This window comes from Priestia sp. TRM10, assembly GCF_057808375.1.
The window spans coordinates 223,040-244,788 of sequence record NZ_JBJZOT010000007.1 but is presented as its reverse complement, the minus strand read 5'-3'; the positions used below and the strand labels follow the sequence as shown (position 1 = coordinate 244,788).

Sequence of the window (21,749 nt, the reverse complement as noted above, 5' to 3'; positions counted from 1 at the left end):
TCGGAGCGCTTTTATTAAAACAAGCGGTTGTGAATTTTAGATTGATATTGCTTGAATGCACGTGAATGGCTTAGCTTCCTTTTCTCCATCAGAAGATTAAAACGAAGCAGTTTCTCACTTATTTTCTCCTCAAGTTGCTCCTTTTCTTCTTTACCCTCACAAACAGAAAGCAAATCTTCTAATTCTGCAATATTTTTTTTCAACATCATTTCTTCAGGAAGATATCCTGAGTTTTTCAAAATTTTATAGCTAGTACGAAGTTCCTCTGGCACATGTGATAAGTCTTCTAGCTTGAGCGGTTCTCCTTTTCCCTCTAGATTTTCAAAATCTCCATCAGCAATTGATTTCTTGATTTTCTCTTCTACTAACCTAGTGAAATCCATTCTTTCATCTCCTTCTAAAGAACATCGTTATTCTAGTTTTTCAGAAGCTACCACTTTCCAATTATGATTAACAGAAACATTTATAGGAGAGAACGTTGTAATATATTCAGCAATTAAGTCTGTCATTGCAACTGTTATATCTCTTACAACGTCCTTATTTTTAAACATCTCATAATCTCCGCCGCCACCTGCTCTATACGCATTTGTAACAATTTCATAAAAGGCTTCTTCATCTATTTGTGCTCCATCTTTTTCTAGAAATACAATACGCTCGCCTACTTTTTTGGAAACATCAACTTTATATTGTATGCCTTCCCACATATCGTAATTATAGGCTTGTGGTTTTGGATAAGAAAAGTCTTTGCTTACGGTTAATTCTCCATTTTCGTCCAACGCAAAATAGGAAGCAGATCTTTCTAAAGCTGCCTTCATATCAGCCCCTGTTATTCTAATAACTTTTAATGTATTAGGATAAATATAATTCGAGACAATGTCACGCATTGTAATCTCTTTATCAAATCCTTTTACACTGTCGTTAAACAAAGCTGTACAAGAAATCTGGGCCCCTGATGCGTACATTTGGACCTTATTTATAAATTCAATAAGTGGATGTTCTTTTATTCTCGCTTGGAAGACATCATCGATTTTCATACTTTCTTTTGCAGTTCCAATTCTCTCATCAAGCCACTTTTGTGTTCCTTCTTCATAATAATGAATAAGTTCTACTATTTCCTCGTCTTCGATAATTTCTTTTGTAGATAGTGTCATGCTCTCTTTTTTTAGAATAGAATAGCCTTCTTCCTCTTTTTCAAACTTAACCACAACTTTTCCTACTTCTTGTCCAAAAAAGCTCGGCTGGACAATTGTCACACCATTTACTTCTCCTGCTAAGGAGCGATGCTGATGCCCTGTTAAAAGAACATCAATACCTTTAATATGCTGACACATCTCATAGGCTTGATTTTCTCCTGTTAACGTTTCAGTAGCTTCACCTGTTTCCAAATCCCGCTCAAATCCCCCATGATAAGACACAACGAGAAGATGGGGTTTTTCGTGTTCACGAATATATGTTACCCATTTTTCAGTTACTTTTAGAGCATCCGCAAAGACTAGTTTTTCAATATGAGCAGGCTCTTCCCAATTTGGAATATAGTGAGTTGTTACTCCTAAAACAGCTACCTTTACTCCATTTATTTCTTTAATTATATAAGGTGTTCCTAAAAAAGGTGTTTCTTTTTCCTTCTCCAAAATGTTAGCACACAGCCATGGAAAGTCTGATTGTGCGACAGCTTCCTCTAAAGCTACACGTCCGTAATTAAACTCATGATTTCCAACAACTGCACCGTCATATTTTAAATGATTTAGGATAGCGATCATTGGATTTTTATGATTTCGTTCATATTTCATATAGTATGTAAGCAAAGGACTTCCTTGAATTAAATCTCCGTTATCTATTTTTAATACATGTTCACTTTTTTCTTCCTCTTGTTTGAGCATTGTTGCTATTTTAGCTATCCCGAGATCTGCTCTCTCATTTGTTCCATACTGAATTGGTAACACATGTCCATGTATATCGCTCGTTTGTAAAATAACTAGCTCCATATAACTACTCCTTTGTATTTATTTGATATATTGTAATAATTGCTATTATGCAAGAGTAAAATTTATTTTACTAGTGAATTTACATTTTCTTAACAAGTAAGAATCAATGAATTTTCCTATAAATCCCTTAGAAAACACTTTCTTAACATTTTATTCCTATATCCAACATTTAAAGTCTTGTAATTATTCAAAAAACTTGCTAAACTATAATTGTCCATTGTAGCTCTTTCTTTATTTTAGAAAACGCTTTTTTAGAATAAGAAGAGGGGAAATGGATATACATTTTCAAGTGGTTTTGTTCCACAAGTAGGAGGCAATAACATGTTAGAAGGTAAAGTAAAATGGTTCAACGCTGAAAAAGGCTTTGGTTTTATTGAAGTAGAAGGTCAAGACGATGTATTCGTTCACTTCTCTGCAATCCAAGGTGAAGGTTACAAAACTTTAGAAGAAGGTCAAGCTGTTACATTTGAAATCGTTGAAGGCGCTCGTGGTCCACAAGCTGCTAACGTTCAAAAGTAAGCTCTTCACCAACATGGGACGTATTGAAAGCTTTGTGCTATGAGAGTCTCATTAAATAATGAAGTTTTCTCTTTTGAGGAGATTTCCGTCTAAACAAAACGGTCATAACTTGTTATGACCGTTTTTTCTATTCTATTGTTTTATTTCTCAACCAGCAGGAGGAACTCTCTTACTTTTGTATCCTTCTGGAATAAAATCAAGCATATATTCTAATAAACATTTTGGATTGGATCCTTGCATAACGTACTGTCCATGCACACGCGGCATAAACCCTGAATTAACAGTATGTTCAATAAGCTGTAGAAGTGGATCATAATATCCTTCCACATTTAATAATCCAATTGGTTTTTTATGAATACCAATTTGAGCCCAGCAGATGACCTCAAAAAGTTCTTCAAATGTTCCATATCCTCCAGGTAAAGCTACATACATATCGCTTAACTCTGACATTTTCGCTTTTCGCTCATGCATATCTGCTACTTCAATAAAATCGCTCACACCTCTATGAGCTATTTCTTCTTTAAATAAACCTCTAGGCATAACTCCGGTAACATGCCCCCCCTGTTCTAGAGCGCCATTTGCTACTTCTCCCATTAGCCCTAATTTAGAACCACCATAAACAAGATGAAACCCATTCATTGCAATGACTCGCCCAAGTTCTCTCGCTTGTTTAGCATACTCTGGATTAAGTCCCATGTTAGATCCTGCAAAAACACATACACGTTTCAATGTCTGCGCACCATCCTTTTTTATAGTAGTAATATAAACCTTCTATAATATATAGTTTCTTGAAGAGTCTTATTAACCCTCTTTTTTAATGTTCTTTAATTTTATTTTTCATTTTGAGTTTATATTTAAATTTTTAGCTACTTTCAATTCACTCCGATAATAGAAGCCATCTCTTGACTTGGTTCTTCAACACTTCTCAGCTTTAAGACAGCTTTCTCTCCAACGCTAAATCGTTTTTTTAAGCTACCTATAACACGCACTGTACAGTTGCTAAGCTTTATTGTGTAATGAATTTCTTTTCCTAGGAAAAGAACATTTTTAACCGTACAGGGAATTCCTTCTCCTACACGGTCTAACAAAAGTTGTTCAGGTCTTATTGCACAGCTTCCCTCCTCTTTTAAAAAGGTTGAAAAAGGAATATTCCATGCTAGCGTCTGATGTGAAAAAGGGTGGAAGTAGTTTCCTTTCCAATTACCAGGGATGAGGTTCGCTTTCCCAACAAATGTGGCTACAAAAGAAGTTTTTGGATTATGATAAATATCTTCTGGTGTACCAATTTGTTCAATTGCTCCTTCTTTCATAACAACAATACGATCTGCCATTGCTAAAGCTTCTGTTTGATCATGAGTAACATAGAGAATAGAGGTATTTGTAACCTTATGAATCGTTTGAATTTCATTGCGCAATTCAGCCCGTAGCTCAGCATCTAAGCTACTTAACGGTTCATCCATTAATAAAAGAGAAGGCTTTGGAGCAAGAGCTCTTGCAATTGCAACCCGTTGCTTCTGACCTCCTGATAATTCATGAGGCATACGTGTTGCTAAACGTTGTAAGCCAACAAGTTCAAGCATTTGCTGCACCCGCTGGTCTGCATTTTTTTTAATTTCCTGATCAATAAATTTATGATGCTTCAATGGAAACATTACTTGCTCTTTTACTTTTAAATGTGGCCAAAGAGCCAAAGATTGAAATACCATACTAATATTTCGTTTCTCAGGTGGAACCACTTTCCCCTTTTCTGCCACACATTCTTTATTCATCATAATTTCTCCGTCCGTTGGTGAATCAAACCCAGCTATAAGGCGTAGAAGAGTTGTTTTCCCACACCCAGATGGGCCTAAAATTGCAATAAATTCCCCATTGCTAATATCTAAATTAATTCTGGATAAAGCTGATGTTTCTCCAAACTTTTTTGATACATTTTTAACAACTGTATTCATACTTTCCCTACTTTCTTGTTAAAGCATTTTATAAGCACATAGATAATGAGGCTTGTGAGCATTAAAAACAGTAAAATAAGGGTTGAAAGAGCTGTCGAATACGTTGTATATCCACCTTGTTCGAAACTGAAGATTAACATTCCGATTGTCTCGGATCCGCTCGACCATAACAATGACGAAACCGTAAGCTCTGTCAATGTTGTAATAAAAACGAGAAAAGCTCCACTGAGTACTCCTGAAAATAGAAGCGGAAGCATAATATAACGCCACTTTGCTATACCTCTAGCACCACTAATATGTGCGGCTTCCTCCATCTCAGTAGAAACTTGTGAAAGAGCCGTCATACTACTTCGAACTTGCAATATGAGAAACCTTGTAACGTACGCAACAAGCAAAATCCATACTGTTCCATATATTCCAGGTTTCCATCCTGGAATAGGCTGGACCCAAGCTAAAATCATAGCAAGAGCAAGCACCATACCTGGAAGTGCATATGGTAAGCTAATGATTCCTTCTGTTAATCTTGTTTCATGGCGATCAAATCGTATTCTTATATAAGCTATAGCCGTTCCAATAAAAAGACAAATTATAGTTGTAAAGAAAGCAAGCTTTAAACTATTTGCAATTCCAATTTTTACTTTCTCATACTGAAACAAAATATATTTATAATGTTCCATCGTCATATTTTCAAATGAAAATGGTAAGCCATATGCCTTAATAAAAGAAGTCCCAATCATTGAAAATAAAGGAATAATGCTTATAAAAAGAAGAAATAACCATAGCACTATTTCTACAGCCCATCTCCCTTTCTTTAAAAAAATGCGTGGTTCATTTTCTGCTCTACCTGTTTCCTGATAAGAAAATCGTTTTAGCAGTATATATTGAAGAAAAGTAACAAGGCACACAATAACGCCGAGTAAGACTGATAATGCAGCCCCCCTTGCAAAAGCATCTTCTCCAAACCCAATCACTTCTTGATAAATAGCCGTACTTAAAACAGGGATATTAGCTGGTATACCAAGAAAGGCTGGTATACCAAAATTATCAATAGTTGTTAAGAAGGCAAGCATTGCCCCACTAATAATACCTGGAAGTGCTAGAGGCAGTGTAACGGTCTTACACATCGTAAATCGCGTGCCTCCCGAAGCTCTTACTGCCCATTCCAAGTCTCTTGGAATCTTTCTTAATACATGAAGAGTCAGCAAATAAACAAGTGGATAATGAACGATTCCAAGCAAAAAAATTAGTCCACTATAGCTATAAAGATTAAGATGAGAAACCCCTAAAAAAGACTTTAAAAAACTGATAAAAAAGCTGTTTCCCTCTGTGAATTGAGTCCAAGCGAGCGTCATTATATAGGAGGGAATTAAAAAAGGTAACATAATGAAGAGTTGTAGAAGTTTTTTCAAGCGAATATCTGTGTAAGCAACAAGCCAAGCGAACAAAACCCCTACACAAATTGACACTATCGTTGCTCCCCCAACAACGATAGCTGTATTCTTTAACATCGACCATGTAGCAGCTTCTGATAAAATAGAGCTATAATTCAAAAAACTTATTTTATGACCTTCTGTGAAGCTCATTATAATAAGGCGAACAATAGGGAGCAGAAAAAAGAAAAAGAGAAGACAAAATATCCCGAGTTTAATGAATAAAGTATGTGTTAAACGTGTCGACAAAAGAGAAGACAAAGAAATTTGTCTTCTTAACGAAAAGCGTTCCATTTATAGCACCTCTCTAGTTTCCGAAAATTCTTTTAAACCGCTCCTTATCTTCTTCTCGAGATTTATACAGCTCTGATAACGGGGAGTCTAATACTTGAATACTTTCCATCGACTTTAAACCATCAGGTGCCTCTACCTCTTGTCGGATAGGTGCGTAACCAAGGTTAGCAGAAAGCTTTTGTCCTTCTTCTGACAGAATATAGTCAACAAATGCTTTTGCAGCCTTTTCATTTTTTGTACCTTCCATAATACCAACAGGTTCTGTAATGACCGGAACTCCTTCCTTAGGATAAATGAGTTCAATAGGTGATCCTTCTTTTTTAGCTCGTAAAGCAAGATAGTCCACCACAAGTCCGTAGTCTTTTTGGCCACTCGCAACTGCTTTTAATGCTGCACCATTTCCTTGTACGACGGTCATATCGTTCTTCTTTAACTCGTCAAAGAAATCCCAATTTAAATTCTTCTGTCTGCTCATAACGCCCACATTATAAGCCGCAGCTCCTGAATACAAAGGACTTGGCATCACAGCTTTCCCTTTTGTTTTCTTATCAGTTAACACGCTCCACGTTTCTTTAGGAGCTTTCACATTTGTCGTATTTACAGCTAGCACTGTTGCCATCATTTTTGTGCCTGTATACATATAATCATCATCCACAAAATCGTCTGGTATATGCTCGATTTCTTTCGACTTATAGGACAAAAGCAAATCTTGTTCTTTTAACTTTTCAAATGTAACGCTATCTGCTACAAGCATAACATCTGCTTTTACATCCCCTGCTCTTTTCTCTGCTTGAACCTTCCCCACTACTTCCTCTGTTCCAGAACGAAAAGCTTTAACTTCTACATCAGGGTATTTTTTATTGAACCCTTTAATGAGCTCTGTAACATCTTCATCAGGTTGTGAAGTATAAAATTCAAGCGTGCCTCCTACATCCCCTTGCTTACGTTCTTCTCCACTGCTGCTCTCTGTTCCACACGCACTAAGTAAAAGAACTGAAACAAGACATGCGTTCAGTAACCAATTTTTCTTCATTATGGCAACTCCTTCTCTATAATTTGTTTGTCTTTGAACCATCTTTCTAATTGACGAATATGCTTTCGCTGACTTATTAAGTTTTCTAAAGGTGTAACAGTTATGTAACTCGCTTTTGTTGAGTTGTTCTCTCTAGTTTCTTTATCTTTTCTTTCGCTCACCTTTTGTTGTAGTACATAAAAATCCTGATGATCATCATGTATGGTAACGTACTTGTAGCGGCTAAAAGTAAAATCAAAATCCACCACTTTTACACCTTGACAGTTTTTCTCTGACAAAGTGGGGAAATGAATATGAAAACAAACTCCTTTTGGATGTTTATGAGCTAGGAATACTTCTATAAGTTCATTAAAATATTTTTTAAAAGACGAAAAATTTACCTCATTTTCTTCTATATCATCTATTGAAAGAGCAAGAGACGGAATCTGAAAAAACGTGCCCTCCATTGCTGCTGCTATATCTCCGCAGTAAGCAAGATCTCTTCCTGACGGTGAGCCTATATGTATACCTGAGACAATAAAATCAATTTTTTTCTTAATCAACTTCTCAATACCAATTTTCACGCAATCCACTGAAGTACCGTTTACAACCCATGATTTTATTTCAGCCCCAAAAGCCGTTAGCTCTGTAACTTTTAGTGGCTTATGTAATGTAACCGTATAACCTGCCAAAGGGTTCTCTTTATGAGGGCAAACAACGAAAACTTCGCCAAAATGGTTAAGAACTTCAACGATGGATCCTACAGCAGGTGAAAATATTCCGCTACTGCTCGTAATTAAGAAACGCATAGAATTGTTCACCTCTCTTTCTTTCCGTAACCATTTATAACATGTTTCTTGTAGTTTTATTTTAAAGAACATTTATAAAGGACATATAAATATTCTTTATACTTTTTTTATTCATTATGTAAATGTCCTATATGCTAATAATTAAAGAATTGAGTAAGCAAAAGAGCTATAAATAGGCTTATTTTTGATTTTTTATCGTTTCTTTTATAAAAAATATGTTAACTCTTTACACGTCCTTCACAATTCAAAAAGCAGAACTAGATTGTACTAGTTCTGCTTTTCTAATAACTGTAACCGTTTCATAAACGTATTTTGATAGCTTTGGGATAGAAATGGCACACTTAAAATTTTTTTCACTTTTTCTTTATTACTTTTATCCTTATACTGTACTTCATTTATGTATGAAATCGTAATTTCATCTTGATGCCGTCTTAAAAATTGAACTGAGTCTTCTTTAGAAACTACTCCTTCTGAAAGAACACGAAAATAAAACCCTGTATAACCTGTCTCCTGAAAACGAAGAGGAAGATCCTTTGTGTCATGGCGATGAGCTAATTTAAAGCACGGCTGTCTTGGCTGACTTACTTGTACAACAGCTTCTCCAATCTGAAATTCATCGCCTATACATATCTTTTCTTCTGTCAATCCAAGGAGCGTTAGATTTTCTCCAAAAGCTCCATAAGAAAGAGAAAGCCCTACTTCACTGCTGAAATAAGCATAGTGTTCAAATGGATAAACACATACTGCTTTATCTTCTCCCCCATGATTTACAAGATCTGCTTGACCATCTCCAACAAAATTTACTTTAGTTAATAAAAGAGGTTTATCTACAGGCTGTTTCTCAATACCTGTTTGAATACTTTTTCCTTTATAAATTAACTCTTTTGGTTTTCCCACGTTAACGGATACTATTTGTCCTTGCAAAACTCTTCCCCCTTTTTTAACCTTATTTTAACAAACAAAAAAGCGTAGGAATACCTCCTACGCTTTCTCTTATAAAAATAAATCTAAAATAAAATACATAATTGCTCCAAGTGCTGCAGAAATCGGAAGCGTAATAATCCATGTAATAATCATACGCTGAGCTGTTCCCCATTTTACACCTTTCACACGATGAGCAGAGCCAACCCCTAAAATAGAAGAAGAGATAACGTGTGTTGTACTAACAGGAAGGTGAATATATGTAGCTCCAAAGATAATAGCTGCTCCTGTTAAGTCTGCTGCTACTCCATTTACAGGACGGATTTTCATAATTTTCCCGCCAACAGTTTTAATGATTTTCCATCCACCGATAGATGTTCCAAGACCCATTGCAATTGCGCAAGAAAGCTGTACCCAAAATTGAACTTCATCTGTTTCTTGTAAGTTCGCTGCAATTAAAGCCATTGTAATAATCCCCATCGCCTTTTGGGCATCATTTGTTCCGTGTGTATAAGACTGAACAGCTGCAGTCAAAATTTGCACACGACGAAACTGCTTGTTTGTTTTGGATAAGTTACTATCTTTAAAAACCAATTTAATAATAGTATACATAATAAACCCAACAACAAAGGCAAGGATTGGTGAAATAAGAAGTGCTTCAATAATTTTAATAAATCCATTATAGTTAATAGCTCCAAAACCAGAAGAAGCAATAACTGCTCCTGCAATCGCCCCAATGATGGCATGTGAAGAACTACTTGGAATTCCGTAATACCAAGTGATCAAGTTCCATGCAATCCCTGCAATAAGCGCAGCCAAAATTACAACTAGTCCATTATCGAGCTTGAAGGGATCTGCAATATCCTTAGTGATGGTTTTAGCAACCCCTGTAAACGTCATCGCTCCAATAAAATTCATAACTGCGGCTAAAATAATTGCATGACGTGGTTTTAAAGCTTTCGTTGATACAGATGTTGCAATTGCATTTGCTGTATCATGAAATCCGTTAATAAAATCAAAAGCTAAAGCAAAAATGACAATTAAAATGGTTAAGACAAATAAAGAATCCATACTAATCCCTCATTACGCGTTCTTCATGATGATAGTTTCTAGATTGTTTGCTACATTTTGGCAGCTATCTGCAATTTCTTCAAGTGTTTCATAAATTTCTTTATATTGAATAACTTTGATTGGATCTTTTACAAGAGCAAACAAGTTCTTTAAAGATTTACGAAGTAAATTATCACAATTGTGCTCATATTCTTTAATCTTAATTGCATGTGGTTGAATATCTTTAAGACGATTGTTTGATAAAAGCTCAATTGTTACTAAGATTTCGCGAACACATTCACGGATATAGCCAATAAACTTATCCATATGCTCATCTGTTTCAGTGATAGAATAAATTTCCATTGAAGCTGAGAATGCTTCAATACCATCTAAAACATCATCCATACTCATTGTAAGTTGAAGAATATCCTCACGCTCAATCGGTGTGATGAATGCTTTATTCAATTCGCGAATAATAACATGTACGTGATTATCTCCTTTTGTTTCAAACTCTTTAAGTTTGTCCGCAAATTCTTTCAAAGTGGACTGATTTGTTACCTTAAAGTTCACAAAGAAATCCGCTGTTTCATCCAAATTTTTCGCAATTTCCATTAACAGTAATGAAAATTTATCTTTTTTCTTTCTCATTGCCACTTTCAAACCCTCCAATATTTATCATAGAGCCAAAATGAACATTTACATGCTTTATGCAATAATAAATTAGAAATATACTTAATTTTAAAAACCCTTTTAATAAAAGCATTCCTAAAAAGCAGCATTTTTATTTCTCTTTAAAAAGCTCGTTTATCATTTTCTCTCTAATAATAAACGACTTATCATTTTAGCCTATCCTTATTTCCATTTTTCATCCGTTCCGCAGCTTGTACTTTTATTAAAAGCACGAAACAAATTATAACATACCTTTAGTGAAACAGAGAACGATAATCTACTACATTTTTCTCTCTTTTTCGCTACTCATTACAATTGTGCCTATACTTTTAAATTTCAACCATGTAAATTGTCCTATTTAATTCCTTTATTTTCCCTTATATTATAGAATAATTTTCTCTATTTTATAAAATGAGGACAAAAAAACCGCCTTTATTGAAAGACGGTTTTTTCTCTATGTGAGACGTGCTCGGATTTTTCCTGAGCAGAAATCAATTATTGCGACCATTATAATAATACCTAGCAAAATAATTCCTACTCGTTCCCAATCCCTTACACTTAGGGCAAAAATAAGGGGAGTTCCAATTCCTCCAGCCCCAATTACCCCAAGGATAGTTGCTGCTCTAACATTAATTTCAAATCGATACAAAAGAAATGACAGATAGCTCGGTAATACTTGTGGAAGAACAGCGAACCAGATTGCTTTTATAGGATTTGCTCCTGTTGCAACAAGCGCCTCTGTTGGTCCTAAATCAATGCTCTCAATATCTTCTGAAAAAAGTTTACCAAGCATTCCAATAGAGCCGATACCTAAAGCAAGTACTCCAGAAAATGATCCAGGACCAACAGCTTTAATGAAAAGAAGGGCCATAATAATATCTGGAAAAACACGAATAAAACTTAGCACAAACTTTCCTGCACCAGAAATCCCTTTATTCTTCACAATATTTTTTGCCGCCCAGAATGAAAAAGGTACACATAATAACCCTGCAATAACAGTACCTAAAAGCGCGATTGCCAACGTATCTAAAAGACCTCGAAGCAAGTCTTCTCCATCTGGGTAATACACATAATCCCAGTCTGGGTGAAGAAGTCCTGAGAAAATAGCAGAAACTATTTCTTTAGACGTATCTTTAAATTCAAGAGCTGGCATCCCTGCGAAAGCCCAAACATAAATAGCAATAACAATGGCTAAAATTGCACCATTACGAATCTTTTTCCCTGTTCTTTCCGGTGGCTGCAACGATATATTATTCATATTAACTTCTCCCTTGTTTTTGTACTAATATAATCAATAATTAATACAACAATAAGAGTATAGACGATAAGTGAAGAGGTTTTGTCGTATTCAAAAAATCCGAGCGTCTGTTCATAAAACAGACCAATTCCTCCCGCGCCTACGAGACCTAAAACAGCTGCAGCCCTCACATTAACTTCAAACGTATATAATACAAAAGAAATATACTGTGGAAGAACTTGAGGAATAACTCCAAACATAATCCATTTTACTTTATTAGCTCCAACAGCTGTCATTGCTTCAAGCGGTCCTTTATCAATCGATTCAATTGATTCATAGATAAGCTTAGCAATGATCCCAAGTGAAAAGCCAGTTAGAGCAAATACGCCTGGAATCGGGCCAATTCCAAAAATAGCTACAAAGATTGCCGCCAGAAGTAGATCTGGAATTGTTCGGATTAAATTTAGAACAAAGCGAGCTGGAATTGTAATAACCTTTGTTTGAAAAATATTGCGAGCAGATAATAAAGCAATTGGTATAGCTAGCAATGCTCCGAATGTTGTCCCAAGAACCGCCATACGCAAAGTGTCTAATATAGGAGCTGTAATGTTTGAAAAGTATGCCCAGTTTGGGGGAACCATTTGAACAATAAGGTCACCAATGTTAGGTAAACCCGTTGCTAAGCTAGAAAGTGAAAACTCAACTTGCTTTCCACTCAAATAAATGAATAGAAGTAAAAGTATAAAAGTTAGGATATGTTTCACTTTCTTTGAAGGCATTTTGTTATAGTGAACGGTTTGGTTTTGTTTAATTTGAACAGTTTTCATTTTGCAACACCCATTAGTTCTTCATCTTGAATTGGACGCCCGTATATTTCGGCGAACTTCTCATCTGTTGCTTCATCAACACTTCCATCAAATACTACTTCTCCTGCTCGAAGACCAATAATTCTTGTCGCATATTGACGTGCCAAATCAATAAAATGAAGATTAACAACAGTCGTAATACCAAGCTCTTCATTAATTCTTTTTAAATCGTCCATTACCTGCTTTGTTGTAAGAGGATCAAGAGAAGCAACAGGTTCATCAGCTAAAATAATTTTTGCCTCTTGAGCAAGTGCCCTTGCAATTGAAACACGTTGTTGCTGGCCTCCTGAAAGCTCATCTGCTCTTGAATAAGCCTTTTCTAGAATATTTACACGATCAAGCGCCTTTAGAGCAAGCTCTTTGTCATGTTGCGGAAACATCCCTAACATCATACGTAATGTTGAATGATAGCCAACACGACCAGATAAAACGTTACGAAGAACTGACGAACGCTTCACGAGATTAAAGTTTTGAAAAATCATTCCAATATCACGGCGAATTTCATACAAGTTTCTTCCTTTTGCTTTTGTAATGGATTTTCCATTCACAATAATCTCGCCCCCGCTTACTTCATGTAGCCGGTTAACTGAACGTAAAAGAGTAGATTTCCCAGCTCCTGAAAGTCCTAAAACAACGATAAACTCTCCTTTTTGCATCGTTAAGTTAATATTATTTAATCCTTTTGTTCCATTTGGATAAACTTTAGATACATTTTTAAATTCAATCATTTAGAATCCCCCACTCTTGTAAGTATAGACAACAGAAAGATGGCTGAAGGCTCAGCCATCTTGATTTTTCTCTCTAATATCCTCATTTCACTACTCTGTTTTTACTTTTTCTCCATATTCTCGTACAATTTCAAACTTGCTATCATCAGACTTTACATAACCTTCATGTGTATAGATATCGCGAATGATCTTTTTGCCTTCTTCATCTTTTCCGATATTAATAAACGCTTCTTGAATGTCTTTTCTTAAGTCTTCGTCCATATCAGATTGAACAGCAACAGTATCATTAGGAATCGGTTCTGTATAATGAATTACTTTTGTTTGATCAAATACATCTTCGTAATCTTTTTGAACGATTGTACGTGCGTCTTGGAATGTTACAGCTGCATCAATATCTCCATTTAATAAAGAAATAACAGCTTGGTCATGACCTTTCAATGTCACAGGTTGTACATCTTTTAGCGGATCAAGTCCAACGTCCATTAAAGAGGCTGCTGGCCATACATAACCTGCTGAAGATGTTACGTTTTGATAGCCAATCTTTTTCCCTTTTAAATCTTCTAAACTATCAATACCAGAATCTTTTTTTACGATGAACATAGACTTATAAGAATCAACAAGCTCGTCCGTTGGGGAACCGTCTTTATCATTTACTCCATAGCGCTGAGCTTGTAGAATAACGTCAGCTGCTCCTTGGTCTTTTGCTAAAACATAAGCTGTTGGTGGTAAAAAGCCAACATCTACTTTCTTTGAAGCCATTGCTTCTACAATTGTATTGTAATCTGTAGAAACACTAACTTTCACAGGTCTATCAAGCTCGTCACTTAATAGCTTTTCAAGCGGCTTTGCTTTTGCTTCAAGCGTATCAGCGTTTTGTGACGGAACAAATTGTACAGTTAGCTCTTTTTTCTCTGCGCTTTCTCCGTTAGATCCAGAAGATGTTGATGCTTCCTCATTGTTTCCACAACCAGCTAGTACACCTGCAGCAAGTGCAACTGACATACCAACTCCTATCAGTTTCTTAAACATATTATGCCCCCTAAAAATATGTAGTGTTTTGTCGTACATACAAACTTTACCAACCAAATATTTACTGTGTATTTTCCAGCTGTAAATTATATGTTAATTTGGATTAATATTCTGTAAACTCGTTAGAATTTATTACATCTATTTTATAAAATCGAAAGGTGACTCTTCCTGAGAGCCACCTTTTATTTCTTATTAACAACAGTAAGATGCGCCGATGATGATTAACAAAATGAAAAGAACAACTAGTAAAGCAAAACCTCCGCCGAAACCTACACCGTAACCATCATTACATCCTTGACCCATAAGTAAACCTCTCCTTTTACAAAATCATTTTTTGTGAGCAGCTCTTTTTGCTGAGCTGTTACTTGTATCGTATGTATTTTAGAAGAGATGGTGAAGTAATCTAGATAGAATGGGCGAATATCCAGAAAAAACCTTAGTATATAGGCTATACTAAGGTTTTTTCTTAATCTATAATTTTCCAGTACGGAACAAATTTTTCAGCTACTTTTTTTCCACTATGTTTTTCAATATGACGAAGCAGGTTTTCTAACTTCTGTTCTTGAAGATAAGAAGACTTTGCCTTTTGTATATTTGAAATCTGCTTTGAAAGGGAAACAAACGCTCCTTTATTTTTAAGATACCCTCTTTCATTTCCAGCTTCTAGTAACTCATCAAGATGATCTACGTCAAGCTTAACAAGAAGCTCATATGTTTTAGATGTCTCATTTCCGGCCTTATCTGTTACGCGAATTGTAACAGGATACTTTCCTGGAGGTAGCTCCATTGGCGCTAAGTGAAGGTTGTTGCTTTCTTTTCCATTGAGTGTGACAATAACATCATTTACTCCACTTTGATTATCTCTCACCTGAATTTCTTGTAAAAACTCACCTGTTACAAATACAGACATATCGCCCATGTCTTCGATTGTTGGCGGTGTGATATCTTGAGAAACGACTTTCTCAATAGCATCTAAACTCAATAGCTTAAGCTGATATGTTCCTTTAAAAATAGATGATATTCCGTTAATCGTGACTATATCTCCTTCTTTATATAGAAGTTGGAATTCATCTTGTGTTATTCCTGTTCTATGATCAACTCGAACCTTTGTTATATTGTTCCCATGACTAAGATTAAACTCAAACGCTCCTTGGCCAGAAGTAATGTTGCTTATTTTGCCTTCCTTAAGCTGAACTTTCTCGCCTTGGTTTTCCTGATTTAAGCTGGTAACAACTTTTGGGTCTGGAACTTGTGTCTTTCCAATTTTCTCAATGGAAGCTAGATTAACTAATTCAAATTCTCCGTTATATACATCTGTTTGAGCCGTTATTCTTAGCTGATCTCCAACATTGTAATCAGCTTCATGCTGAAAAACATAGATGCCTCCTGTATCATCTTGTATATAAAAACCTTGCCCACCAAAAATTCCTGGTTGAGATGTTATTATTCCTTCAACTGTTGCCATTTGGCCAAGTTTACTTTGTCTAGCTTGTTTAATTGTTGTTATTTTTGTATTTTCTTCTGGAAGGGGAGAGATTGCCACATCATCAACTTTTACAGACTTAGTTAGTACATTTTCTCCGTCTTTCCTTAAGCGTAGATTAACGTCTCCTTTTGTCCCTTCCTTCACTCTCATTTTTAAATCTATAGTTGCTTCACCGTTTGGACCCGCTTTTAACAAAAAGGGCGTGCTGTACCCATAAGAGGACGGCCATGTACCATTTTCACTTTTTACTTGGGCTACTTGCATTCCTCCTTCAACATACATTCCGATTTGTAGACCACTTATTTCTGCATTTGGTTCTACTCCTTTTGCACTTATACGAAGTTGGAATTCGTCGTCATTTGGCAATATATCTTGATGAATAAGTTCATAAGAAGCCTGAACAGGTGGATTTTCTGATGAGCCATATGAACCAGAAGCAAATGTTGAAGCATCGTACCACTTATACCCTTTTGCAGGCTGTGACCAAGGCTCTGCTTGAGGCTCTTTTGAATTTGCTGGCTCTTCTGTTTCTAGCATAGGAGAAGGCTCATCAAGGGGAATACCCTTTTCTTCAAACGAAGTATAACTCTCCTCTTTTGCAAGCCAATCAATTGTGTTAAGTAAAAGCGTTGCATCGTCCTCTTCTTTAAAACCATCATACGTACGTTTTGTTCCACCTGTTTCTTCTCGTTTATACTTAGGAGTTATATCTTCAACAGGAGAAGAGTCTCCAATGAATGCTGCTTTTCCTAATCCTAGTTTCGAAATAGCTGCATAAGGTCCTTCCTCTTCTCCTCCACCAAAGTAAATCCCTTGGTCAACTGAATTATTCCACTTATCCCCTGCATCCAGCCCCTCAGGCAAGTAAACGATTCCCTTTGCTTTAGAAGGATCTGTAATAGCAAGTGTAGAACCAGCATGCATTGCAACTGTTTGAACTCCCTCTGTAATACCAAATGATTCACTTGAAGAAACAACTTTATTTGCATTAATATTTCCTGGTGCATTGTATCTAAAACGAATGCCAAAGTGGTCTGAAAGCCAATCTGAGCTTTCGACTCCTTCCATCGCTTTTGAAGAAGCTTCCTCTGCTGTCATACCTTTTGCAGGATTTTCATATGCTCCTCTACGGTAACCGTTCATTACCTCTGATGAATCCCATCGGTTTTTATTTCGATCAGCATTATAATGATCAGAAATAAAAAAGATACTTCCTCCCTCTTTCACATATTGAATCATTGCTTCTTGTTCAGATGTTTTAAAAGGAATATTTGCTTCTGGGATTACAAACACATCATATTGAGATAAATCATTGAGAGTAATAGGCGTCTCTTTTCGTAATTCTTTTACATAATAACCATTGTTAGCAATTCCGTTGGCAAAATCTGAAAAAGCTCCATCAATCACCCAATCTGCTGCTCCCGCTGTTTGGGCATGAGTATTGTCAAATAAAACTTTCAACCCATTTGCATTTTTAGGAACAATTTCAGGAGCCGGATCTTTTGGTCCTTCAGCTTGTCCGTTTGTTAGTGGATACATCATAAATATGCCTAGAAGCATAAGCATTACAAGACCACATTTTCCTAACCACCTATGTAACATTTGTCTATCTCCTCCATCTTGTAATATGATCATTCTATTTAAAAGGATATATGGCGAATATTTGCATGAAATGAACTATATATTAAATTATCGTAAATTTTTCTAATTTTTCCATTTAATTGTTACATTCTCTCATCCAAAATTAAAAAAGCCTAAAGCTTGATCGCTTTAGGCTTCTATCTTAATCTTTTTGAGGTTGATAAATATCCCAACCAAGTTTTAAGGTATCAACAATATAATCAGCAACTTCTTCAGCTACAAGATTGTCTGTCTGAACTCTTGAGTTATGCTTTGAATAAGCATCTTGTCTTGCATTAAAAAGCTCCTGCATTTCTTCAAGTGTACGATTGTGTAAAACAGGTCTGCTTTCAATAATAAGATCCAACCGTTCCTTCCAACGATCCCATGACAAATCAAGAAATAGGACAATGCAGTTTTCTAAACAAACATTGCGAACCTCCTCTTGTTGAAAAGCTCCTCCTCCTAGGGAGACAACTTTGCAGCGCTTAGCCTGACAAATATCAGCGATTGTTTCCCTTTCAATACGGCGGAATTCTTTCTCTCCATATTTACTAAAAATATCTTTGATAAGCATTTTTTCATTTTTCTCAATTTCCACATCTATATCTATGAAATCTCTGTAAAGTTTTTTCGCTACTAGTTGACCAATTGTTGTTTTTCCAACACCCATAAAACCAATTAATACAATATTTTTTTCCCTTACAGGGATTTGTCTCATATAACTCATCATATATTCTGTTCAATCCTTTCTTCCCTCGTGTGTGAATATGCTACAAGTTCTCTTCATTATTTTCATTATAAGGGAAGAAAGACAAGAGTGGTACTATATTGCTGAATAAAAAAGGAAGCACGCCTTAAACGTCTTCCCTTCTTTATTACTATGCTGTTTTACTCTCAAGTCTTCTCGCTACAAGAGATAAACCATAATTTACAACAAAATACATGACGGCAATAAATAAGAAGATTGGCAACACATAGTTAATATTTTGTCCATTAATAATTTGTGCACTATGAGTCAACTCTGGTAAAGCAATAACAACGGCAAGAGACGTATCTTTTAACAGGGAAATAAATTGGCTCACAATTGGAGGAACCATTCTTTTTAATGCTTGAGGAAGAATGATCCCAAACATTGTTTGAGTATAAGTAAGACCTGATGAACGAGCAGCCTCAATCTGTCCTTTTTCAATTGATTTTAAACCACTTCTTACAATCTCGGATAACATAGCTGATTCAAAGATGGTTAAAGCAGCGATAGCAGAAACTGTAATCCCTAAGCTGATTCCAACTTCAGGGAGTGCAAAGTACGTAAAGAAAATAATTAACAATAGCGGTAAATTCCGAATAATTTCAACAATGACAGCGAGCACTTGAGAAACAACAGGAATTTTAGCATAGCGTAGTATTCCAACAATGCTTCCAATAACAAAGCTGAGAATAATTGAAATAAAGGCAACCTTTAGTGTGACCAAAAAACCTTGAAATAAAAATTGCAAGTGATCCATTGAATAAGCTCCAACAAAGTCCATTGTTCCACCCCTTTCTAGTTGCTACGTGCAAGCCGTTTTTCTAAATAGCCAACACCCAAACTAAGCGGAATTGTAAGCACAAGATAAAACAGAGCAACGAAAATGTAAACATCAAACGTTACGAATGTTGCAGATGCAACTAAGTCACCAAAATACATTAAATCAAGTCCTGCTATGACACTTAAAATTGAAGAGTTTTTTACAAGGTTAATAAACTGGTTACCAAGCGGTGGAACAACAATTTTGATTGCTTGTGGTAAGATGATTTGAAACATAGTTTGTAAGTAGGTGAGACCTGATGAACGAGCAGCTTCCGTTTGTCCCTTAGGAACTGCCATAATCCCGGCTCGAATGGCTTCTGCAATAAAAGCCGAGGTGTAAATGGAGAGTGCAACTGTTCCCGCTACAAATCCAGTTAAGCGAATTCCAATAGAAGGAAGACCAACGAAAAAAATAAAGGCAATAAGCAAAAGCGGGATATTACGAATAAATTCTACATATATAGTTCCAATTGTATTTAATATTTTAATAGGGGCAATCCTCATAACAGCAATAATAGCACCTAATACAAAACTTGCTACAAGTGCAATTAAGCTTACTAAAACTGTGTTTCTAAATCCTTGTATATATAAATCCCAATTGTTGGTGAGAATTGAGAAATCAAGCATAGATGTTCACTCCTTTGCTCTAGTAAAGGAAGCAGGACAAGCAACTGCTTATCCTGCTTAAAAATGGTGCTTTCTATTTTGATGGATCTTCTTTAATCCACTTTTTATAAATTTCATCATAGGTTCCATCTGACTTCATTTTTTCTAGGCCCTTATTGATTTCTTTTACAAACTCGTCATCACCTTTTTTCACCGCAATTCCATATGGCTCATCTGTAAATGGTTCTCCAACAAGTGTATAGTTTGAATCTTGATCTGCCATACCATAAAGAATAGCATTATCTGTTGTTAACGTATCCCCTTGCCCTGATTTTAAAGCAGTGAATGCCTCAGCATAGTTTTCAAACTCTAAAACAGTTGCTTCCGGAGACTTTTCACGAATATTTTGAGTTGAGGTTGAACCTTTAACAGCTAAAACTTTAGTTCCTGCTTTAATATCATCAATTCCTTTAATAGAGCTTCCTTTTTTCACAAGTAAAGACTGTCCTGCTTCAAAATAAACATCTGAGAATGAAACTTGTTTCTTGCGCTCATCTGTAATTGTCATCGTCGCAATAATTGCATCAATTTCTCCGTTTTGGAGCATTGGAATGCGCGTTTTTGACGTAACTTCTTTAAGTTCAATTTTATTTTCGTCTCCAAGAATTTGTTTGGCAAGCTGTTTGGCAATATCAATGTCAAATCCTTCAATGTCTCCTGAGCTCGGGTTCTTCAATCCGAACAAACGAGTGTCAGTTTTAACTCCAACAACAAGCTTGCCTCTCTCTTTAATTTGTTCTAGTGTACTTTTCCCATCACTTGAAGAAGAAGTTTCTTTACTTCCTCCGCTTCCACAGCCTGCAAGTAAAACAACAGCTATTAGTGAAATAAGTCCTATCTTTAGTAATCTTTTCATCGACACAGCTACTCCCCCTAAATAATTAATGATTTAAAATACGGCTTAAAAATAAACGAGCTCGCTCTTCACGCGGGTTCGCATAAAATTCAGCCGGTGTAGCCTCTTCAATGATTCTTCCTTCATCCATAAAGACGACACGGTCTGCTACTTCACGAGCAAAACCCATCTCGTGTGTTACAACAACCATTGTCATTCCTTCTTTCGCAAGAGCTTTCATAACGTCTAATACCTCTCCAATCATTTCTGGATCAAGAGCAGAGGTTGGTTCATCAAAAAGCATAACTTCAGGCTTCATTGCAAGTCCCCGTGCAATGGCAACACGCTGCTGCTGTCCTCCTGATAACTGTGAGGGATACGAGGAAGCTTTGTCAGGAATGCCAACTTTGTTCAAGTAATACATAGCCGTTTCTTTTGCTTCTTCTTGGGAAATCCCTAGTACTTTCATTGGAGCAAGTGTTATATTTTGAAGCACTGTTTTGTGTGGATAAAGATGAAAGTGCTGAAATACCATTCCAATGTTGCGACGAAGCTTGTTAATATCCGTTTTTTTATCATCTACTCTTGCGCTGTTCACAAGAAGCTTGCCATCTGAGATTGTTTCAAGCCTATTAATACAGCGAAGCATTGTACTTTTTCCAGAGCCAGATGGACCAATTACAACGACAACTTCTCCTTTATGAATTTCGAGGTTAATATCCTTTAAAACATGAAAATCTCCATAATGCTTGTTAACTCCCTCAAATGTAATCATAATGGGCCCCCTAAGTGCTTTTTATCTATGCACGTTTAAATAAAGATAAGCTTACTTCAATTATATAAAGTTAAAGAGTGTCTATGTCAAAATCTTCTGATATTTTAGTAAATTCTAACATCTTTCTCTATCAAAGTAAACAAGCTTGTTACAGATTCTTACACATATATAGTTAATATGTATTGCTTCATATAGATAATATAGCTAAAACTTTTTTAAAACTTTTTCCATATAATCCAAAAGATTTATTTTCAAACAAGAAAGACCTCCCCTTTTAACATAGGTATGCTAAAAGG

General features: G+C 35.9%; 22 protein-coding genes. 1 reads left to right on the top strand and 21 read right to left on the bottom strand.

Annotation, left to right across the window (positions count from 1 at the left end):
- Positions 1-14 precede the first annotated feature (14 nt).
- Positions 15-383, bottom strand: a complete 369-nt coding sequence (locus ACK3CR_RS06395; RefSeq protein WP_268582401.1) for a DnaJ family domain-containing protein — start codon at positions 381-383, stop codon at positions 15-17.
- A gap of 27 nt (positions 384-410) precedes the next feature.
- Positions 411-1,985: a bifunctional metallophosphatase/5'-nucleotidase gene (locus tag ACK3CR_RS06390; protein WP_328123039.1), complete on the bottom strand. Its 1,575-nt coding sequence runs from the start codon at positions 1,983-1,985 to the stop codon at positions 411-413.
- A gap of 321 nt (positions 1,986-2,306) precedes the next feature.
- Here ACK3CR_RS06390 and cspD point away from each other — a divergent pair, with 321 nt between their 5' ends.
- Positions 2,307-2,504: a cold-shock protein CspD gene (gene cspD / locus ACK3CR_RS06385; RefSeq protein WP_019393750.1), complete on the top strand. Its 198-nt coding sequence runs from the start codon at positions 2,307-2,309 to the stop codon at positions 2,502-2,504.
- A gap of 147 nt (positions 2,505-2,651) precedes the next feature.
- Here cspD and ACK3CR_RS06380 read toward each other — a convergent pair whose 3' ends face one another.
- From ACK3CR_RS06380 to ACK3CR_RS06290, 19 genes are all read right to left on the bottom strand, one after another.
- Positions 2,652-3,233: an LOG family protein gene (locus tag ACK3CR_RS06380; protein ID WP_019393751.1), complete on the bottom strand. Its 582-nt coding sequence runs from the start codon at positions 3,231-3,233 to the stop codon at positions 2,652-2,654.
- A gap of 143 nt (positions 3,234-3,376) precedes the next feature.
- The gene (locus ACK3CR_RS06375; protein ID WP_488975066.1) at positions 3,377-4,453 is read right to left on the bottom strand and encodes an ABC transporter ATP-binding protein; all 1,077 of its coding nucleotides are present in this window, start codon (positions 4,451-4,453) and stop codon (positions 3,377-3,379) included.
- The gene (locus tag ACK3CR_RS06370; RefSeq protein ID WP_488975065.1) at positions 4,450-6,177 is read right to left on the bottom strand and encodes an ABC transporter permease; all 1,728 of its coding nucleotides are present in this window, start codon (positions 6,175-6,177) and stop codon (positions 4,450-4,452) included. Before ACK3CR_RS06370 ends, ACK3CR_RS06375 begins: the two co-directional genes overlap by 4 nt.
- Before the next feature lie 13 nt (positions 6,178-6,190).
- Positions 6,191-7,210, bottom strand: a complete 1,020-nt coding sequence (locus ACK3CR_RS06365; protein WP_488975064.1) for an ABC transporter substrate-binding protein — start codon at positions 7,208-7,210, stop codon at positions 6,191-6,193.
- Positions 7,210-7,998, bottom strand: a complete 789-nt coding sequence (surE, locus tag ACK3CR_RS06360; RefSeq protein WP_488975063.1) for a 5'/3'-nucleotidase SurE — start codon at positions 7,996-7,998, stop codon at positions 7,210-7,212. The genes ACK3CR_RS06365 and surE overlap by 1 nt, the downstream gene beginning before the upstream one ends.
- Positions 7,999-8,265: 267 nt before the next feature.
- On the bottom strand, positions 8,266-8,922 hold the full coding sequence (locus ACK3CR_RS06355; RefSeq protein ID WP_488975062.1) for an MOSC domain-containing protein: 657 nt from the start codon (positions 8,920-8,922) through the stop codon (positions 8,266-8,268).
- A 69-nt stretch (positions 8,923-8,991) separates the two neighbouring features.
- Entirely contained in the window at positions 8,992-9,990 is a 999-nt protein-coding gene (locus ACK3CR_RS06350; RefSeq protein WP_243514297.1) for an inorganic phosphate transporter, read from the bottom strand.
- Between the two features lie 12 nt (positions 9,991-10,002).
- A complete protein-coding gene (locus ACK3CR_RS06345; protein WP_243520962.1) occupies positions 10,003-10,617 on the bottom strand; it encodes a DUF47 domain-containing protein in 615 nt (204 codons plus the stop codon).
- Between the two features lie 475 nt (positions 10,618-11,092).
- A complete protein-coding gene (phnE, locus tag ACK3CR_RS06340) occupies positions 11,093-11,896 on the bottom strand; it encodes a phosphonate ABC transporter, permease protein PhnE (RefSeq protein WP_430239612.1) in 804 nt (267 codons plus the stop codon).
- Positions 11,893-12,702 carry a phosphonate ABC transporter, permease protein PhnE gene (phnE, locus tag ACK3CR_RS06335; protein WP_488975061.1) on the bottom strand — a complete coding sequence of 270 codons (810 nt, stop codon included), beginning with the start codon at positions 12,700-12,702 and terminating at the stop codon, positions 11,893-11,895. The genes phnE (ACK3CR_RS06340) and phnE (ACK3CR_RS06335) overlap by 4 nt, the downstream gene beginning before the upstream one ends.
- A complete protein-coding gene (gene phnC, locus ACK3CR_RS06330) occupies positions 12,699-13,469 on the bottom strand; it encodes a phosphonate ABC transporter ATP-binding protein (RefSeq protein ID WP_243514312.1) in 771 nt (256 codons plus the stop codon). Before phnC ends, phnE (ACK3CR_RS06335) begins: the two co-directional genes overlap by 4 nt.
- Before the next feature lie 90 nt (positions 13,470-13,559).
- On the bottom strand, positions 13,560-14,498 hold the full coding sequence (locus ACK3CR_RS06325; protein WP_243514321.1) for a phosphate/phosphite/phosphonate ABC transporter substrate-binding protein: 939 nt from the start codon (positions 14,496-14,498) through the stop codon (positions 13,560-13,562).
- 192 nt (positions 14,499-14,690) lie between these two features.
- Positions 14,691-14,801 carry a YjcZ family sporulation protein gene (locus ACK3CR_RS06320; RefSeq protein WP_019393763.1) on the bottom strand — a complete coding sequence of 37 codons (111 nt, stop codon included), beginning with the start codon at positions 14,799-14,801 and terminating at the stop codon, positions 14,691-14,693.
- Positions 14,802-14,964: 163 nt separating this feature from the next.
- Positions 14,965-17,586 (bottom strand): endonuclease, encoded by a 2,622-nt coding sequence (locus ACK3CR_RS06315; protein ID WP_488975060.1) that lies wholly within the window; start codon positions 17,584-17,586, stop codon positions 14,965-14,967.
- Positions 17,587-17,767: 181 nt separating this feature from the next.
- Complete coding sequence (locus tag ACK3CR_RS06310) at positions 17,768-18,334, bottom strand: shikimate kinase (protein WP_243520964.1); 567 nt, start codon at positions 18,332-18,334, stop codon at positions 17,768-17,770.
- Positions 18,335-18,485: 151 nt separating this feature from the next.
- On the bottom strand, positions 18,486-19,136 hold the full coding sequence (locus ACK3CR_RS06305) for an amino acid ABC transporter permease (RefSeq protein WP_243514324.1): 651 nt from the start codon (positions 19,134-19,136) through the stop codon (positions 18,486-18,488).
- 14 nt (positions 19,137-19,150) lie between these two features.
- Positions 19,151-19,804, bottom strand: a complete 654-nt coding sequence (locus tag ACK3CR_RS06300) for an amino acid ABC transporter permease (protein WP_019393767.1) — start codon at positions 19,802-19,804, stop codon at positions 19,151-19,153.
- Between the two features lie 73 nt (positions 19,805-19,877).
- Positions 19,878-20,699 carry a transporter substrate-binding domain-containing protein gene (locus tag ACK3CR_RS06295; RefSeq protein WP_113713830.1) on the bottom strand — a complete coding sequence of 274 codons (822 nt, stop codon included), beginning with the start codon at positions 20,697-20,699 and terminating at the stop codon, positions 19,878-19,880.
- Positions 20,700-20,724: 25 nt separating this feature from the next.
- Positions 20,725-21,453, bottom strand: coding sequence for an amino acid ABC transporter ATP-binding protein (locus tag ACK3CR_RS06290; protein ID WP_019393769.1), 729 nt, complete (start codon positions 21,451-21,453; stop codon positions 20,725-20,727).
- Positions 21,454-21,749 lie beyond the last annotated feature (296 nt).

Excerpts from the sequence above, each read along its gene's own strand:
- ACK3CR_RS06395 (WP_268582401.1), bottom strand. The coding sequence starts at position 383 with ATGGATTTCACTAGGTTAGTAGAAGAGAAAATCAAGAAATCAATTGCT.
- ACK3CR_RS06390 (WP_328123039.1), bottom strand. The coding sequence starts at position 1,985 with ATGGAGCTAGTTATTTTACAAACGAGCGATATACATGGACATGTGTTA.
- cspD (WP_019393750.1), top strand. The coding sequence starts at position 2,307 with ATGTTAGAAGGTAAAGTAAAATGGTTCAACGCTGAAAAAGGCTTTGGT.
- ACK3CR_RS06375 (WP_488975066.1), bottom strand. The coding sequence starts at position 4,453 with ATGAATACAGTTGTTAAAAATGTATCAAAAAAGTTTGGAGAAACATCA.
- ACK3CR_RS06370 (WP_488975065.1), bottom strand. The coding sequence starts at position 6,177 with ATGGAACGCTTTTCGTTAAGAAGACAAATTTCTTTGTCTTCTCTTTTG.
- ACK3CR_RS06365 (WP_488975064.1), bottom strand. The coding sequence starts at position 7,210 with ATGAAGAAAAATTGGTTACTGAACGCATGTCTTGTTTCAGTTCTTTTA.
- surE (WP_488975063.1), bottom strand. The coding sequence starts at position 7,998 with ATGCGTTTCTTAATTACGAGCAGTAGCGGAATATTTTCACCTGCTGTA.
- ACK3CR_RS06350 (WP_243514297.1), bottom strand. The coding sequence starts at position 9,990 with ATGGATTCTTTATTTGTCTTAACCATTTTAATTGTCATTTTTGCTTTA.
- ACK3CR_RS06345 (WP_243520962.1), bottom strand. The coding sequence starts at position 10,617 with ATGAGAAAGAAAAAAGATAAATTTTCATTACTGTTAATGGAAATTGCG.
- phnE (WP_430239612.1), bottom strand. The coding sequence starts at position 11,896 with ATGAATAATATATCGTTGCAGCCACCGGAAAGAACAGGGAAAAAGATT.
- phnE (WP_488975061.1), bottom strand. The coding sequence starts at position 12,702 with ATGAAAACTGTTCAAATTAAACAAAACCAAACCGTTCACTATAACAAA.
- phnC (WP_243514312.1), bottom strand. The coding sequence starts at position 13,469 with ATGATTGAATTTAAAAATGTATCTAAAGTTTATCCAAATGGAACAAAA.
- ACK3CR_RS06325 (WP_243514321.1), bottom strand. The coding sequence starts at position 14,498 with ATGTTTAAGAAACTGATAGGAGTTGGTATGTCAGTTGCACTTGCTGCA.
- ACK3CR_RS06320 (WP_019393763.1), bottom strand. The coding sequence starts at position 14,801 with ATGGGTCAAGGATGTAATGATGGTTACGGTGTAGGTTTCGGCGGAGGT.
- ACK3CR_RS06315 (WP_488975060.1), bottom strand. The coding sequence starts at position 17,586 with ATGTTACATAGGTGGTTAGGAAAATGTGGTCTTGTAATGCTTATGCTT.
- ACK3CR_RS06310 (WP_243520964.1), bottom strand. The coding sequence starts at position 18,334 with ATGAGTTATATGAGACAAATCCCTGTAAGGGAAAAAAATATTGTATTA.
- ACK3CR_RS06305 (WP_243514324.1), bottom strand. The coding sequence starts at position 19,136 with ATGGACTTTGTTGGAGCTTATTCAATGGATCACTTGCAATTTTTATTT.
- ACK3CR_RS06300 (WP_019393767.1), bottom strand. The coding sequence starts at position 19,804 with ATGCTTGATTTCTCAATTCTCACCAACAATTGGGATTTATATATACAA.
- ACK3CR_RS06295 (WP_113713830.1), bottom strand. The coding sequence starts at position 20,699 with ATGAAAAGATTACTAAAGATAGGACTTATTTCACTAATAGCTGTTGTT.
- ACK3CR_RS06290 (WP_019393769.1), bottom strand. The coding sequence starts at position 21,453 with ATGATTACATTTGAGGGAGTTAACAAGCATTATGGAGATTTTCATGTT.